Genomic DNA, 17084 nt, shown 5'->3' with positions numbered 1-17084 from the left:
CCGGAGGTATCCCCCCTGGGTACTCGAGACTCACACGTTGTCCTTTTCCAGTGAAAGCATGAATGACCCTCGATTTTTTGCGCCGCTTCGCGATCTCAGAGATGAGAGATGATCGAAATCTTCTCGGTTTCAGGGTTGCACCGCTCTCTTTTATGGGCGCACGTGTAGGGTGGCTTTCAGGAGAGCTTGGCCGGAGGATGGACCCACCGTCACCTTATAGTCGCCGGGCAGAAGTTGCCATGCGTCTTTGGGGACGTCGAAGATAGAGAGATAGAGCGGATTCATGGTCAGGGTGAGGCTCTTCGATTCTCCAGGCGCAAGCGTGACCCGCTGCCATGCGACGAGTCGCTTGTAATTCTCGAGTGCAGCGGACGGAAGCGCAACATACAGCTCGGCGATCTCAGTACCTTCGCGAAATCCCGTGTTCTTTATAGTGAGGCGAGCCGTACGCGCATGGTTATCGATCTGGAGGCCGGAGTAGGCGAAGGTGGTGTACGAAAGCCCGAAGCCGAACGGGAATAGCGGCTGTCGATGGGTCGCCTCAAACCACTTGTAACCGACCTCGGCCCCTGCGGTGTAGGTGAGGTCGAAGGGACGCACCTCGTGATGGGAGTCTCCATTGCTGACGGGTTCAAGGCCGGGAGCGGTTGGATGCGGCAGGTCCGCGTCGCTTTTTGGGAAAGTGACGGCGAGCTTGCCCGAAGGATTGACGTGGCCAAAGAGAATATTGGCAAGCGCCTGTGCTCCTCCTATGCCGGGGTACCACATTTCTACGATTCCTTTGACATCCTGCACCCAGGGCATGGTGACGGCGCCACCGGTTTCGAGAACAACGATGGTGTTGGGATTGGCTTTGGCCACTGCTTCTACAAGAGCGTCCTGATTGTCAGGCAGGGATAGCGTTGCCGCATCCTTGGCTTCCGTCATCGGCTGGGTGACGAAGACGATGGCCAGATTGCAGGAGCCAGCCAGTTTTGCCGCAGCAACAGCGTCTTTTCCATCGATGAATTGAACCTTGCTTTGTGGCGACTTCGCTCGGATATAGCGAAGCGGCGACGAGGGGAAGTAGATGGATTCTCCCCAGGGGGAGGGGCCGGGCTTTGGATCGATTACGTTGCCGCCGGGCGCATCCACCTGCGCGGATCCGCCGCCGGAGAGGACACCAACATCGGCGTGTGATCCTATGAGCGCAATGGAAGTTGCGGCGGAGGCCTTGAGCGGCAGAATATTGCCGGAGTTTTTGAGCAGCACAATGCTCTCTTCTTCGATACGCTGGGCATCATCACGGCCACGAAACGGATCGACCACGCTGCGAATTGGAGGATTGTCGACGACACCCGCGGCGAACATGCTGCGCAGAATGCGATGCACCATGTCGTTGAGGCGTGTCATCGGAACCTGGCCGTCTTCAACTGCCTTTTTGAGAGGTGCATTGAAGTAGTTGTCGTCTCCCGGCATCTCTTGGTCCAGGCCGTTCAGCGCGGACTTCACTGTGCTGTGGGTTGCACCCCAATCCGAAACGACCCAGCCCTTGAAGTGGAAGTCCTTCTTCAGTGTCTGGTTGAGAAGATAGTCGTTTTCACAGGCATGATCGCCCTCGACGAGATTGTAGGAGCACATCACGGCTGATGGCTCGGCGATTCCTATAGCAACCTCGAAGGCGAGTAAGTCGGACTCGCGCATGGATCGCTTGTCAAGCAGGACGTTGACGACGGTTCGCCCGGTCTCCTGGTCGTTAAGTGCAAAGTGCTTGATGTCGCTCATGACGTGCTCGGATTTGACGCCGCGTTCCAACTCGCCCGTCATGGTTCCAGCCAGCACGGGATCTTCGCCGGCATATTCGAAGTTGCGGCCATTGCGCGGCTCACGGGTGATATCGACGCCGCCCCCGATGGACATATTGAATCCGAGGGCGCGGGCCTCGCGCCCGATCACCGATCCATAGAGGAAGGCCCCATCGGGGTCCCAGCTTGCAGCCGCTCCTAGAGTGGATGGCAGCAACGTAGCATAACGGCCCTGAATCGCAGCCTTGCAGATTCCGACGGCTGAGTCAGTCATGTTGATGTCGGGAATGTGCAGACGGGGGATACCGGGAACAAAGCCGGCACCGCCGTTGGAGCGAGCGTCGATGACATTCGAGATGCCCCAGCCGGTTCCGTGAACGAATTGAATCTTTTCGTCGAGGGTCATCTGGCCGATCACCATGTCGGCCCGCTGATCCGGCGAAAGAGCCGTGTTCATCCACGGCATTCGCGATGCATCTTGCGGTGTTTGAGCCTGCACTGCGCCAGCGGATGCGAGCGCCAGAACAATCAGAAGCGAAGAGATCTTTAGACTCTTAGAAAACATGCAAAATGACATCAGTGTTCCTTCTTGTCGGTTCCGGCTTGCGCGTTATGTGGGCCACATAACGCGTCTGGTTGAGAAGTCAGAATCTGTCACCGGCTTAGAGCTCCTGACGAGTTGCGACCTGCAATCTGAGCTAATAGTCCACAAGATACAAACTGCCCTTCAGTGTCACCGGATCCTTCTCCGTAGACTGGAAGGTAAGTGTTAGAGGCTCTCCCGCGTGCAGGTAATTCTGGCTGATCTCGCCTGCGGCCCACGAGAGTCCGGCCCAGATCACGCGATTATAGTCTTCGCGAATGGGTAGTTCCCGGCCTTCCTGCTCTGCCTTCAGCAGAAAAACTTTGTCCATGTTCGTACCGTTTGGCGGACCGCCCGCCCACGTCCGGCGAAGGCTTCCATCGGGGGAATATTGCTGCATGATAAGGCGCAGATCGCCACCCGCAGGTGCCGGAATTGTCGCCTGAATGATGCCTTTACCAATTGACTTGAACTCAGCCTCCACAGGGCGGATTGCACGCGGAATAACCACATCCTGCTGGATGCCAAAATCATATGCGGGCGTAGCGTACTTGCCGAAACCCACCATGGCCATCTGCCCCGGTCCAAGTTCGATCGTATCTTCGTTCAGGCGTGGTACGAAGCCTGCGTCTCGAAAGAGCAACCGTCCCTGCCCGAGTGGTTTCTGCGCCTGTGAAAGTAACGGCATCCGGATCTTCGCCATATCTTGTCCCGGATTCACCATCACGTATACGCTGCCATTGGCATCCAACGCGCCAAACCCGTACGTCTGCACGTTGCCGGGAATGCCGCCGAAGGTCTTGATGCGGCCTTCCGACTGGAGGTGTAGATACAGCGACTGCACACGAGCGAACCAGCGGGCTTCATCTTCTCCAATGAGCTCAAGGTTGCCGTGCGTTGTATTCATCCAGCCGCCACGCGCCAGCATAAGAATCAATGCCCCCTTCCATGCATGCATGCCGCGGTAATAGATGGTGCCGGTCTTGCCCACCATGAAGCCGGTGGAGTCGATACGCTCGATTGGCAATCCGGACTCCTGAAAGCGGCGCACCTGATGATCGCTATAGATGTCCATCGAGCGCCAGAAGTTCATCTCAGGCACATCGCCGGGGCGAGGGTCACCGGAGTACTGCGCATCGAGTACCCCCAGCCAACGCAGATCGACGGGATCCTTGAAGGGAAACGGGTATGAGGTGGAGTCCAGAACACCGCCGAAGCCATTGAAGCCTTCAAGGACAACATCGGGATGCTGAGTGCGGAACGCCGCCAGCGCATTGCGGAACGCCGTCGCATTTCGTCGCACAATCTCGGCTTTGGTAAGCGTGGCCTCGTCCTTCGGCGTAGCCACCGTCAGGTCAACAAAGTCAAATTTGAACATGCGAATGCCGTGGCCGTACCAGTACTGCAGCACATCCACAAAATCGGGCAAAAATCCGCCTTCAGAGAAAGACATGGCGCTTCCCTGCTTGTTCAGCGAGTCGCGCCACTGTGGAGCAGGCTTGATCTTCACGAGCGTATTCGAGCTGAACCACATACCAGGGCGAATGCCATTGTCCTGGCATTTTTTGATCCAGGCATCGGGACCATTCGGCCAATTTGGCTGTCTCCATGTGCGGTACCCACCATCAGGATCAAACCAGAAGGCATCCATCATGTAGTAATCGAAACGCACTCCAAGTTTCCGCAGACGAATGACATTGTCGAGCTCTCGCATGGCGAGGTCCTGTGTGAGCGGGATGTTGTCCGAGAGTTCGTCATAGGCTGACCAGTTGTTGTAAATGGAGATTGGGTCTGGCAGGGTCGGCGAGCCGAGAACATTTCTGGAGTATCCCTTCTGCGCTAAGGCATACTGCGCAGCGGAGCAAGTGCCACCTATAAGAACCAGGGCCGCAGAAACAACAACAAAGCGTTTCGCACTATTCATCTGCTTTAACTCCCATTTGCGAATAATTCGGCTCACCCATCCATCGACGTAGCGCGAGCCCCAGCGTCGACGGTCCAGTGAATCCCTTCCATCGTGCGACAATTTTTCCGCCAGGCATCAATAGCATGGTCTGCTCCACGCCGCTGCCTGAATCCTGCTCCGTCGTAATGCCGGCCAGATCAAGATCGACGACCGCATTATGGAATGCTTCGGTTTTGAATAACTGGGCATCAGGCGAGGTCATCCGCAATTTTACCTGCAAGCCTAGCGCTCGATACTGCTGGCTCAAGCTTTTCAGCACCACCATCTGCCGTAACGCTGCATCGCTCATCATTCCATTCGCATCGAGGGAAACCGGGAGCAAGCAAGAGAGCACCCAACCTTTAATCTGCTGTTGCTCACGCGGTACCGCGCTGGCGGCTTTTGTTTGCTCCAATTCGGCGTTCAGCTCATATACTCGAGGCCATTGTTGCAGCACATGCTGCGAAAGACTGCTCCCTGTCTCTTGATGCGAGTCGCCTTGCATTGCTGTGAGGCTTGTGAACCGTGATGTCCCATATCGCCACTCCGGAGTTCCAGCTCCAAAATAGCTGTAATGGTTTTGTGCCAATGACAGTGACGTATTGCTATCTACCATCCATGGCGCGGTGGAGTAAATCGTGTTGTTGCGAAATACCGCCGTTCCTGGCTTGATGTTCCCCTGGTTCAACAATGCCGGCGCATTCTCATATGGGCTCCAGTAGACAGTGTTATTTTCCATGGTCAGCCCGTCGATGGAACCGTCATTCCACGACAACAGAAAGATTGCACCCTGGTAATTCGCCATACGCGGACTGCGGCCGTTATTGATGCAAAGGTTTCCGCGCACGACGCTCTGCCGGGTCACAAATCCGGCGCCAAAGATAGCGACACAGTAGCCCTGCGTGTCGTGGCCATAATTATCGATGACAGAATCTTTTGTATTTCCATAGTCGATGTCGAATGCGCCGCCGTCGACTCCGGGGCTGTCCGTCAGATACGCCTCATTCCCCTCGACGGTGCAGTCGTCGCACATCCACGTCCAGATCGCATTCGGCGTACCGATCGATTGCGTAATCTGCATGCCGGTATTCCACGCAACGCTGGAATCAATGCTTCCTCCGCGCACGCGGAACAGAACAATGCCATCGCCCTGTACATCATGTACGGTGGAGTTGCGGATTACCGCATTTGTGTTCCAGACGCTCTCCGGCGGGTAGCCCAGATTTCCGCCGCCAATCATAATCCCGACCCATTGATTCGTATTCCAGGCCGTCACACCATCCAATAGTACGTCGTCGAAATGCTGGTCGACGCTGCCAGGAGAAAACATCACGAGCCCATTGTCTTTGTTCTTCATGGGGCCGCCGAACACATCGTGAACCGCAAGGTTCGAGAGGTGGATATGGTGCAGAATGCCTTTCGTTCCGCTGACGAAAATGCCGTAGGTGGTGCCGCCTGATAGATCGAGCGAGTCGATATCCCAATATTGCTGATCAAAGAGTCGTAACGTCTCCTGAGCAGATGTTCCGGCGACCACTTTGGGGCGCGCGCCCTCGCCGTAAGCAGTCAACCGTATCGGATAATCCGTACTGCCGGATCCTTTAGGCCACAGCGAGCCTCGGCATTCAGTGCCGCGGCGCAATTGGATAACATCTCCCGGGGAGAAGACCTTTGCCTGGAATGACTGCAGAGAGTTCCATGGCGATGTGGAAGATTCGCCATTTCCATTGATGCGGCTGGAACAATCGACAAAATATTCGTGCCCGGGTGAGTTGCTTTGCTGAGCGATGGTTTGTCCGAAGCAGGTTGAAATCAGACAGGTCATCACGGAGAAGAACAGGCATGCACGTCGGACGGCAATCATCGAATAAGCTCTCGGAAAAATAAAGCCGCGCTGCCGAAATACACGGCAGCGCGGGTAGAAGAATGGTTTAGAAGATGGCCTTTATATCTAGTTGTATGACACGATTGGCGTTGGCGGCCCCATTCTGCCGTATGATCTCGCCGAAGGTGCCACTGTTTGCATTGCCGTCTGGATTGCCAAAATGCGGAGTGTTCAGAGTATTGAAAGCCTCCATCCGCAATTGCAGCTTTGCACGGTCGGTGACGGGCACTTCTTTGAAGATCGAGGCGTCTAGATTGATGTTGCCGGGGCCTACGACAAGGTTGCGTCCTGCATTGCCGGGAGCAATTTGAGCGAGGGGATCCGGCACATTGAATGGCTGGTTTGTAAATGCCGCCGTGTTGAAGTATTTGGCAAGAGTGCGCTTTCCCCGCGCCAGATTTGGCGTCCCGATCAGGTTGGGCCTCAACCCTGCGGACGAGCCCGTCGGATTATTGCCGCGCACAACATTCACGGGCGTTCCAGACTGCATCACATAGATGGCGTTCAACTGCCACCCACCCAGGATTGTGTTCGTTACATTGCTCCACTGGGAAAAGTAACGCTGTCCCCGTCCGATGGGGAGATACCACAATCCACTAAAGACGAAGTTGTGCCGCAGATCACTATCTGCGGACGCATACTCCGCGCGCAGGTTATAAGGACTCTGAGGATTGTCATTGTTAATGTGTCCGAGATTGAACGGAGCCGGGCCGTTGTCCAGATTATGGCTATAGGTGTAGCTTCCCAGGAAACTTAGGTTGTGTGACTGCCGCTTGGTCACCTTCAGTTGCATGGAGTTATAGTCACCGAAGCCGGAATCGGTGAGGTACTGGATCTGCCCCAGGTCTGCCGTAAGGCGATTGTCATATTTATTCGTACTATCGAGTGGATTCTGATTGATATCGCCAATCTCATACGGCAGAGCATGGTTAAGGGAGCCAACATAAGCCAGATCTACAGAGATCGAGGATCCAACCTGTCTCTCCACCGCCGCGTTGAACGATTCCGAATACCCGGTCCTGATGTGGGGGTCGAGCGCATAGGTCACATTGAGGGAGCCATTCGGAATAGTGGCAGGGTCGATATATCCCCCTGAAGTAGGAGAGAGGATCTTTGTGTTGCGCGGGACACCTGCGTCAAGCTGATACGTCACATATCCGTTATAAGGTGTGTTGTAGTAGCTCGACTGCGTTGCGAAGGGAGTGTTCTTTGTCAGGAAGTCTTCGCGGCCGTCATTCTCTGGGGTGTAGAAAATTCCAAATCCGCCGCGAAGAACGGTTTTCGGGTTTGCCTGGAAGGCAAAGCCAACGCGGGGAGCAAACTGATTCCGCCGTGCAGCCACGAGCGAATTTGAATTTCCGCCAACTCCGGCAACCAGAATACGATTGGTAGCCACGTCATAGTTGGACATATAGTTGTTGGCTTCCGTATATGGGTTCTGGTACTCGTAGCGTACCCCATAATTCAACGTTAGCTTCTGCGTTACCTTCCATGAATCCTGAGCGTACAAATCCAGATCCCAGGACTTCGTGTGAGGATTGGTCAACTGCAAACCCATATCCACAACCTGAGGAATCCCGACTATCAGGTCGGCAATGTCTGATCCGCCATAGGCGTTCCATCCATTGGGGACATACTGCGCATACCCATTTGCCGAGTTGAAAGTGGGATCGGACGTTTCAGCGGTACCAAAGCTCGAGTAATACTGGAAGCCCGTCGGGAACAGTGAGAAGTTCGGATGAGAATTCAGCTTGCGGAAGTCTCCGCCAATCTTGATGGTGTGCCCGGAAATGCCGGTCATTGTCAGGTAGTCGGTGAATTGGGAGTTGTTATCCAGAACGTGGTATGGCTTGTAGGTTGAGCCCCCGGTAAGATAACCATCCGCGAGGTACATGTACGGGAAACCCACTGTTGCGGAGTAGCCGGGAACCGCGATATTGCCCACCCCATACTTCGTCGAGTAGTCGGTGCCATTCAGCAAGCTGTATTGATCAAGATAGTATCTCGTGTAGCCAAAACGAAACTCATTCAACATGGTCGCCGAGAAGGTGTGATCCTCTGTGATTGAAATCGACTGAGCACCCCCATCCTGCTTGTTGGCCTGATCGGCATCCCCAGCGCCTGGTACCACCGTATTGCCGTGATATGGGTCAGTGACAAGGGAGTTGTTTGTGCCCCAGTGATAGATGGCATATAGACGGTCTGCCTGGGTGATCACCTGATCAAAACGCGAGTCGACCTGGTTGGTGTTGGATGTAACCGGAGAGTCCACAGCATAATTCGAGAACCATCCATTGCGGGTTCCGGGGAGGTTGGGCTTGGGGAAGAACTTAAGCAGTGTGTTCAGCCCCGCCGCACTCACGCGACTCGCCGGAATGATATTTCCAGGGAACTGTTGAGGCAAGCAGCCAGTATAGCCGCCGTAGCAGGCGTAAGAGATCGCTGGGTCGAAGATCGGATCCACAGTCCCAGCCTTGGGGCATGGCTTTCCATTGCAGGAACTGGGGTCTAGTCCCGCATTGGGATCCACCAATCCGGAAAGGTCAACCGAGCCATCGGGCTGCGTCTTTATCAGGCCGAATGGAATCGTCGAATCGAGATAGGTATACGCATTATTCTGGCGACTCCCTTCATAGGAGACGAAGAAAAAGGAGCGGTCTTTGAATATCGGGCCACCGAAGGTGCCCCCGAAATTGTGCTGCTTGAGAGTGGGAGCAGGTTCTGATCCTCCGAAAGAATAGGGCTTTGCCGTCAAAAAATTAGGGCGGAAGAATTCGTAGGCAACTCCGTGATATTTATTCGTGCCGGCTTTGGTCTGGACTTGCACCACTCCTCCGGCGGCATTGCCATATTCCGCATCATAGCTAGAGGTAATGACCTTGAATTCCTGTACCGAATCAACACTTGGCGTAACCGTCACATCCTGGGTGCGGTTCGTTGTGGACTCCACGCCATCGAGAAGGATTGAGTTGGCGAACTCTCGTTGGCCGCTTACCGATAAGGCGTAGCTGTTGATGCTGCCGCCCACTTGAGCCACACCGGGAACCAAGGTGGTCAGGCTGTAAAAGTCGCGTGAGAGCAGAGGAAGCGATGTGATGACGTCTCCGCTGATGACGGTCCCCACCTCGGCGCTCTGTGTCTGTAGCACGGGGGCCTTGTCGGTCACCTCGATGCTCGTAGATACGCTTCCCGGCGTGAGGTGGAAATTCAAGAGAAGCTTCTGATCGATTACCAGGGTGGCATGCTGCAACGAGGAATCTCCAAAGCCCTGGTGCGCAGCCGTTACCGTATAAGTGCCGGGAGTAAGGTTGAGAATGACGTAGTTGCCGCTGCCGTCAGATCGCCCCGTGAAGGTTACGCCCTTGTCTTCATCCTTTGCCGTGATGACGGTTTGCGGTATCACGGCCCCCGTCGCATCCGTTACTTGTCCGACGATGAGTCCGGTGGTTGCCTGGGCATTCGCCGTACCAGCAGCAAGGAACAATACGCAAACCACGGCGCATAACCCAAAGCACTTATTACGAATATTTTTCATGTCGATCTTCTCCTGATTTCTTGAGAACTGGCCTGCCCTTGCAATAAATTTGTTGCCTCTTGTCCAAAGCAGCGGTTGAACTGTGTTCTGAACCTCCTTAAGAAAACGAATTCTTAAGGCGCATACGAGATTGCCTCCGCCTCTATGCTGTTGTCAAGCATGTTCTTTTTAATTTTTAGATCGTTAGTCAAATCATTTTGTATATATCACTGGAGATATAGTGGATAAGCCCCATCGGGGGCCCATGTCCCGCATCTCATGATAAGTTTCAGAAAAGGATTTCTTAACGGAGTTTTCTCATGCACCTTTTATATCGTCGGATAGCCGCTGCAAAAAAAGTGTTCTTTGTGCTTTTGGCTGCTTTGCTGACTTGTAGTCTTCCACTCGCTCATGGGCAGGACTCGCAAACAAGCAGCCCCACGCCTTCTGTGGAATTGCTTCCCAACGTGTTGTACGGTGCAGCTTATTATCACGAGTACGAGCCTTACGAGCGCCTCGATCAGGATGTAGCCATGATGAAGAAAGCTGGCTTCTCCGTCGTACGTATGGGCGAATCGACTTGGAGCCTATGGGAGCCGGAGGACGGCCATTTCACCTACGCCTGGATGGACCGCGTCGTTGATGCCATGGGTAAGGCGGGAATCAAGGTCATCATGGGAACGCCCACATATTCCCTCCCCGTCTGGCTGTACCACGAGCATCCCGAGATGCTCGCCCGTCCCCTCGGGGGAGCTCCGCAGTTTTACGGTATGCGCCAGAATATGGATACCGACAATCCCATATTCCGGTCCTATGCGCAGCGACTCGTCGCTCATCTGGTCGAGCATTACCGCAATAACCCCAACGTTATTGGATGGCAGGTCGACAATGAGACCAGCTCCAATGGAGCCTCCAACCCTGACGTGTTCGCTGGCTTCGTGCATCATCTCCAGGAGAAATTTGGTACACCGCAAAACCTTAACAAAGCTTGGTTCCTCAATTACTGGGGTCAGGACATCAATAACTGGAACGAAATGCCCACGCCCGACAGCGCCCAAAGCACCGGCTATAAGCTGGAATGGTCGCGTTGGCAGCAAATGCGAGTCACAAATTACCTGGCCTGGCAGGCCGCTCTCGTGCGGCAGTACCGCAGGCCAGACCAATTTGTTACCACCGATTTTGCCGGGGCAATGCACCGCGATGTAAATGAATTTGAGGTTGCCAAGTCACTCGATATCGCCGCGGACAACATCTATCACGGCACACAGGACAACATGGATGGATGGGCACAGGCCGAACACGGTGACTTCACCCGATCCCTGAAGCACTCCAATTACCTCATCACCGAGACCAACGCGCAAACCACCGACTGGACCTCGGCCTTCCAATACCCTCCATACGACGGGCAGCTCCGTCTGGATGCTTATACCGATCTCTCCAGCGGCGCGAACATGGTCGAGTACTGGCACTGGGGCTCAATCCACTCTGGCCAGGAGACCTACTGGAAGGGTGTTCTATCTCACGATCTTGAGCCTAATCGGGCATACGCAGAGGTCTCACGTATTGGAAACGAGCTTAGGCGCATTGGTCCCCATCTTGTCGATCTCAAAATCTCAAACCAGGTCGGAATCCTCTGGAGCACCGACTCGCTCAATGCGATCAGCTTCATGCCTTTCTCCAGTTCAGGTCCGCAATGGGCCAGTGCACAGCCTGTAGCAGATTACGGCACGCTGGTCAGCCAGGTCCACCACACGCTCTATCGTCTTAACGTCGGTGCAGATTTCGTCTTTCCGGAAGACCCGGACTTCTCGCGGTATAAGGTTCTCATTATTCCTGCCCTTTATATCGCTGATGATGCCTTGTTGCAGAAGATCTCCGACTATGTAGAGAACGGTGGTCACGTCCTGATGACCTTCAAGAGCGGCTTTGCCAACGAGGACTCGGCCGTGCGCTGGGAACGCGCTCCTGGGCCTCTGAGGAAAGCCACCGGCTTCAGCTACCAGGAATTTTCGAGCCTCGAGCATCCGCTCGCCCTGAAGGGCGATCCATTCGGAGCCGGTGCCGAAAACAAAGTTAGTTATTGGGCCGAATTTCTTATGCCCGAACACGCTACTGCCCTGGCCTGGTATGACCATCCCTTCTTTGGCAGATGGCCGGCCATTACCCGCAATAGCTTTGGCTCCGGCACGCTGACCTACGAGGGCACCTATCTGTCCGATGAGCTGCAACGTCGCGTCTTGCTCGACGTACTGACGCGGTCCGGCCTCACTGGCCCGGACCAATCGCTTCCGGCGCCCGTTCACGTGAAGCACGGTACGAACCGCTTCAATAAGCGCGTTCACTACTACCTGAATTATTCAGGCTCCGCACAGCAGTTCGTCTATCCCTATGCTGATGGAGTTGACCTACCTACTGCCCATCCTATTGCGCACGGCAAGACTGTCACCGTGCAGCCATGGGATGTCATCATCGTGGAAGAAAACTGAGGAGAATTTATCGATGTTTCGCGAAATACTGCAACCATCTTCGTTACGGCTTGTATTGCTGGGGAGCATCTTCGTAGCCGCCGCACCGGTCATTCACGCTCAGGCGTTTTATCTGCACGATGGCGATCGAGTCACGTTCTACGGGGACAGCATCACGGCACAGCGCTTTTACACGCAGGACATTGAATCCTTCGTGGACACGCGGTACCCGAAGCTGAATATCGCATTTCATAATGCCGGCGTTCCGGGGGATCGCGTCACGGGGGGATACGCAGGAGATGCCGCCACACGGGTCACCCGCGATGTCGCTCCATTCCATCCTTCGGTCATTACCGTGATGCTGGGCATGAACGAAGGTGGATACACAAGTTTCAACCCAGACGTCATTCCTCCATTTGAGACCGGATACAAGAAGTTGCTGACGCTTCTGCGCGAGGCCGCACCGGACGCACGTATTACGTTGCTGGAGAACACGTCATACGATGAGGTCACTCACGGCACCGAATTCACCGGTTACATGGATACCACCAAACGAATCGCGAACAGCATTCCCGCGATCGGCGCATCCGAAAAGGTACCGGTAATCAACGTAGAGGCTCCCGTCGAAGATCTCATCGAGTCGGCAGCCAAAGCACAACCGGTACTGGCGCAACTCTTTATCCCCGATCACATTCATCCGGCTGAAGCAGCGCATTGGGTTATTGCTGCAGCGGTCATGAAGGCCTGGCACGTCACCCCAATTGTAAGCACCGTCAAGCTGAACGCCGCACAATCCAGAGTGGATGCATCGGAAAGAACACATGTTTCCGGATTGTCCGCCAGCGGCACAACACTGAATTGGGATCAGCAGGACGAAGCCCTTCCTCTTCCGCTGAATCTCAATGACCCCCTCATGCGGCTGCTTCTATCCCTGACGGATCTCTCATCCCTCGATCAAGAGACACTTAGCGTCGCCGATCTTCCAGCCGGAAAATATACGGTTAAGGTAGATCATGAGAAGGCACTCGGTCCGTTTACGGCTGAAGAGCTTGCACATGGGATCAATCTCGCGACGATGAACACGCCGATGCTGCATCAGGCTAAAGAATTGAGCGGAGATCTGGACAGTAGGTCTAAGCTTGAAGAGGCGGAGTTTTCTTTGCGTGTGGATACATCAGCGAGCGGGAAGCAAGCTGCCAGTGACGCACTTGCGGAAGGCGAGCAGGGGCTTACAACCAAGGGACGCGATAGCTTGAAGATTCCGGTACACCACTACTCTTTAGAATTGGCGTCTGGATCGAAATAAGGAGACTGACCATGGGAAGAATTTCACGCAGAAGTTTTCTTCAACAGGGATCACTGGCGACTGCAACAGTTGCCGGCACTGGGCCGTGGGGTCGAAGCGCGTGGTGTTCGAAGAGCCCTGGGTCGGCTCTACTGTCGGAGTTTGGTTACAGCGATGGTTTGGGAGGGATATCTTCTCGCAGCATTAATCGTGAACCCTACAGACATTCAAACGGTTGACGGTGAGCTGCTATCAATGTCAGCCTGGAAGCCGCTCCCTTGGGCTGCGCTCTAAGTGAAAGGAAGAATTCGAGTGTACACGCATCTTCCTTCATTGCTCATTGCAGCCTACTTTAGCTGTACGCTGGTCATTGCGATTCGCTCCTTCCATAAACAGAAAACATCGAACGACTTCCTGAATGAAACTGGGAATCTGCCAACCTGGGTGGCCACCCTCTCGTTTCTGGCAGCAAATTGTGGGGCACTCGAGATAGTAGGGCTCAGCGGGATTGCTGCCCGCTATGGCGTGCAGACCTTTCACTTCTATTGGATCGGAGCGATTCCTGCGATGATCTTCGTCTCCTTCGTCGTGTTGCCGGTCTATCAGCGGAGCGGCGTTCGCAGCGTTCCCGAATATCTTGAGCGGCGCTTCGGACCAGAGGTCAGGTTGCTGAACGCATCTGTTCTGCTGGGTAGCACATGTCTCACCGCGGGCATCAGCCTCTATGCGCTCGCGATGACGTTGCACGTCTTCGCCGGCTGGACGTTTACGACGTGCGCACTCGTTGCGGCAGGCGTGGCGATGACAAACGTCCTGACGGGAGGCCTTCGAGGAACGATGCGGACAGAGATCCTTCACTTCTTCGTCATGTTCGCCGGTCTGCTGCCGCTGCTGTACCTGTCGCGGCATGTCGCTGGGCAACCGGCAGAGAGTTGGAGTACCCGTACCCACCTATGGCGCGCAACACCGCTCCTCTCCGCGAAAGTCCCCGTGGACCTGGTCGGAGTCGTTATAGGTCTGGGCGTGGTCATCGGGTTCTCCTACTGGTGTACCGACTTTCTCCTGATGCAACGCGCATTGACCGCACGCTCTACTGAAGCGGCTCGACGGGTACCCCTTTATGCAGGCTTTGGCAAACTGTTGTTCTCGTTTCTGGTGGTCATGCCGATCCTGCTCGTCGGCCACTCGTTGCCTTCCTCGGGAAAAGGCACGCTGGATCAGACCGCGGCGATGTTGATGCGCTCCCTGTATGATCCGAGGTTTCTGTGGGTTGGCATTTTGGCTCTCGTCGCCAGTCTTATGACAGGGCTCGGCGGCAATATCTCAGCCTTCTCCGCGCTGTGGACCCAGGAGATTTACCGCAGTGCCCTCAGGCCGGATCGGCCGGAGCAGCACTATATTTTTGTCGGCCGTATTGCCAGCGTGCTTTGTGTCGTCCTGAGCCTGGCAGGAGCGTGCGCGACTCTCTACTTCGAGAGCTTGTCCGAGTTCATGCTCGCCATCTTCTCGCTGACTCTGGCTCCATTCTTCGCGGTAGTCATCATGGGCGTCATCTCCCGGCGAGCCTCGTCTGCCGGGGCAATTGCCGGTGCGCTTTGCGGAATCGTCATGGGAGGAATAACGCAGTTGGCATATCGCAGTCACTGGCTACATTCAGGCAGTGAACTCAATGCGAACTTCCACACCGCTATCGTGAGCTTCGGCACTTCGCTAATAGCCTGCCTGGTCGCCACTCGTTTAATCCCCGCCGAGCAACGGTTGCAGCCCGCGAATTCTTCCGGTCTCGCTGAAATCGCAGTCCTCCCGGCTTCGAAGACGTTGTACGCGCTCGCAGTTCTATTGGTGGTCTGCTGCATTTTGTTTAACATCCTCTGGAGTTGAAGGGCAACCGGCTTGACAATGTCGGCATTGGGACTGAGGCTGATTTCATGAGTAAACGAGTTGCCGCTCCATCGCGGTCTGAAGAGGTCGCGAAGAGGGCTGGCGTTTCAGTTGCAACTGTTTCGCGAGTCACTAACGGCTTGGCTTCCGTAGACAAGAAGTTAGCGAAGCGTGTCTGGGAGGCGATCGAGGAGCTTGGCTATGTGCCCAATCCCCAGGCGCGCGCCCTGGTGTCTGGTCGCAGCCGTACGCTCGGCCTCCTCGTCTCCGAGATCACAAATCCGTTCTTCCCGGAGTTGATTCAGAGCTTTGAGGATATTGCGGGCAAGAATGACTTTGAAGTAATGGTCGGCTCAACCAACTATAACTACGAGCACGCCAGGCTGTTCATCAAACGGCTCGCACAGCGAAGGGTCGAGGGAGTGGCGGTCATGACCTTTCGTGCTGAATCGCACCTGCTGGACGAGCTCATCGCACAGGATGTTCCGATGGTCTCCATCGATGTGAGTACCAATGCCCCGCGCTCCGTCGTGCTGGAAGTAGACTATGCCCAGGGAATTACGCAGGCGGTTCAGCATCTGGCCGTCCTGGGACATCGTCAAATTGCATTTGCCGGCGGCCCGATGCCTCATCTCACGAACCTGCGCAGAAAAGAAGCATTCATCCAGGCAGTCCGTTCGATCGGACTGCAAGCGAAAGAGTCGCAGATCTTCGAAGGGGCACATACCTTTGAGGGCGGAACGCTTGCTGCACGTCACTTTCTCGACATGGCTGTCCGGCCGACAGCGATCATCTGCTCAAACGACATCATGGCAGTTGGTGTAATGCGAATTCTGTCGCAACGAAATGTCAAAGTGCCAGGCGATATGTCCGTGATCGGCTTTGATGATATCCATCTGGCTGAATTTGCCAATCCGCCCCTCACCACAGTCCGCATGTCACGCGAAGATCTCGCACGCAACGCCTTCAATGCCCTGCAACTGATCACCAGCTCCGAGATGAAGACCCCTCACCAGGCCATTCGTGTCGGCACCTCACTCATTGTCCGCGAATCCACCAACTTTCACGCAGCGGCGACTCGTGGATTGCGAATCAAGCGCAGCTCATCTCAAGCGACGGCAAGAAAACGGTCATGATATCTGTGAACGGTGATTACAACCCATTCGCCGAATACAAGAAAGCTCATACTGAGCGCGCTTGCCGACGAACTTCGGAACAGGTTCGACTGTGCGCTTGGCGAAATCACCCGCCGACGTATTCGGCGCCTAGTTTTCACTAGATTACCCACCAATGGCAGCCAAAACTGCCATTGCCACGTCATGGATAAGCAGGGCGAAATTGCCAAAATGAATGCGCATCCCGTAGCAGGACAACATCTCGCTGTTCAAGAGCTTCCCCATCTTCCGCGAGGCCTCCCTGGAGACCTACATCGATGCGACCCAATTGAGCAACACGCCGCAGTTCTCGAACCCGAATGCGGGCTATCGGCCAACCAAACATCAACATTCGGCCAAGCGGGTTACAGCAACGAGCCACAGCCCAGACAGAGTAATTTCCTGGACGCCGCAGTTACCTGGAAGGGACATCCCACTAGCGATACCGTGCCTTGAGAGATCAAAACGACAGTTGTCGGTCGAACCCAATTTCCCGGTTCCAGTAAGCTTCCCGGGATCGTTCTCGGTGCCCGGTGGTGCAGCTCGGCGATTCTCGTCGCTTGCCAGTGCCTAGATTTCAGAACTCAT

Annotated in this window: 9 protein-coding genes; 5 read left to right on the top strand and 4 right to left on the bottom strand. The window is 55.0% G+C overall.

Translation table 11 applies throughout. The annotated features are described in order from the left end of the window. Positions 1 to 150: 150 nt before the first annotated feature. The 4 genes from P4G45_RS08095 to P4G45_RS08080 all read right to left on the bottom strand — a co-directional run bounded on the left by P4G45_RS08095 (position 151) and on the right by P4G45_RS08080 (position 9732). Positions 151 to 2241 (bottom strand): glycoside hydrolase family 3 C-terminal domain-containing protein, encoded by a 2091-nt coding sequence (locus P4G45_RS08095; protein ID WP_348269164.1) that lies wholly within the window; start codon positions 2239 to 2241, stop codon positions 151 to 153. Positions 2242 to 2482: 241 nt separating this feature from the next. Continuing rightward, on the bottom strand, positions 2483 to 4291 hold the full coding sequence (locus tag P4G45_RS08090) for a hypothetical protein (protein ID WP_348269163.1): 1809 nt from the start codon (positions 4289 to 4291) through the stop codon (positions 2483 to 2485). Beyond that, positions 4284 to 5882, bottom strand: coding sequence for a right-handed parallel beta-helix repeat-containing protein (locus P4G45_RS08085; protein WP_348269162.1), 1599 nt, complete (start codon positions 5880 to 5882; stop codon positions 4284 to 4286). The genes P4G45_RS08090 and P4G45_RS08085 overlap by 8 nt, the downstream gene beginning before the upstream one ends. Positions 5883 to 6243: 361 nt before the next feature. After that, the gene (locus P4G45_RS08080) at positions 6244 to 9732 is read right to left on the bottom strand and encodes a carboxypeptidase regulatory-like domain-containing protein (RefSeq protein ID WP_348269161.1); all 3489 of its coding nucleotides are present in this window, start codon (positions 9730 to 9732) and stop codon (positions 6244 to 6246) included. A gap of 428 nt (positions 9733 to 10160) precedes the next feature. Between P4G45_RS08080 and P4G45_RS08075 the strand changes: the two genes are divergently transcribed. The 5 genes from P4G45_RS08075 (at position 10161) to P4G45_RS08060 (ending at position 16478) form a co-directional block, all read left to right on the top strand. Continuing rightward, positions 10161 to 12197: a beta-galactosidase gene (locus P4G45_RS08075; RefSeq protein WP_348269160.1), complete on the top strand. Its 2037-nt coding sequence runs from the start codon at positions 10161 to 10163 to the stop codon at positions 12195 to 12197. Positions 12198 to 12210: 13 nt separating this feature from the next. Further along, positions 12211 to 13482, top strand: coding sequence for a GDSL-type esterase/lipase family protein (locus P4G45_RS08070; RefSeq protein WP_348269159.1), 1272 nt, complete (start codon positions 12211 to 12213; stop codon positions 13480 to 13482). Between the two features lie 11 nt (positions 13483 to 13493). Next, positions 13494 to 13700 carry a twin-arginine translocation signal domain-containing protein gene (locus P4G45_RS17010; RefSeq protein WP_373694169.1) on the top strand — a complete coding sequence of 69 codons (207 nt, stop codon included), beginning with the start codon at positions 13494 to 13496 and terminating at the stop codon, positions 13698 to 13700. A 73-nt stretch (positions 13701 to 13773) separates the two neighbouring features. After that, complete coding sequence (locus P4G45_RS08065; protein ID WP_348269158.1) at positions 13774 to 15342, top strand: hypothetical protein; 1569 nt, start codon at positions 13774 to 13776, stop codon at positions 15340 to 15342. Between the two features lie 47 nt (positions 15343 to 15389). Beyond that, positions 15390 to 16478: a LacI family DNA-binding transcriptional regulator gene (locus tag P4G45_RS08060; RefSeq protein ID WP_348269157.1), complete on the top strand. Its 1089-nt coding sequence runs from the start codon at positions 15390 to 15392 to the stop codon at positions 16476 to 16478. The last annotated feature ends 606 nt before the right edge of the window (positions 16479 to 17084 follow it).

Source organism: Edaphobacter paludis (assembly GCF_039993895.1).
Taxonomy (GTDB): Bacteria; Acidobacteriota; Terriglobia; order Terriglobales; family Acidobacteriaceae; genus Edaphobacter; species Edaphobacter paludis.
The sequence above is the reverse complement of the archived record's forward strand: the minus strand, read 5'-3'. Positions and strand labels throughout refer to the sequence as shown.

What these genes read in the sequence shown, in the direction of transcription:
- P4G45_RS17010 (WP_373694169.1), top strand. Translation starts at nt 13,494, where the DNA reads ATGGGAAGAATTTCACGCAGAAGTTTTCTTCAACAGGGATCACTGGCG.
- P4G45_RS08060 (WP_348269157.1), top strand. Translation starts at nt 15,390, where the DNA reads ATGAGTAAACGAGTTGCCGCTCCATCGCGGTCTGAAGAGGTCGCGAAG.
- P4G45_RS08070 (WP_348269159.1), top strand. Translation starts at nt 12,211, where the DNA reads ATGTTTCGCGAAATACTGCAACCATCTTCGTTACGGCTTGTATTGCTG.
- P4G45_RS08095 (WP_348269164.1), bottom strand. Translation starts at nt 2,241, where the DNA reads ATGAACACGGCTCTTTCGCCGGATCAGCGGGCCGACATGGTGATCGGC.
- P4G45_RS08090 (WP_348269163.1), bottom strand. Translation starts at nt 4,291, where the DNA reads ATGAATAGTGCGAAACGCTTTGTTGTTGTTTCTGCGGCCCTGGTTCTT.
- P4G45_RS08080 (WP_348269161.1), bottom strand. Translation starts at nt 9,732, where the DNA reads ATGAAAAATATTCGTAATAAGTGCTTTGGGTTATGCGCCGTGGTTTGC.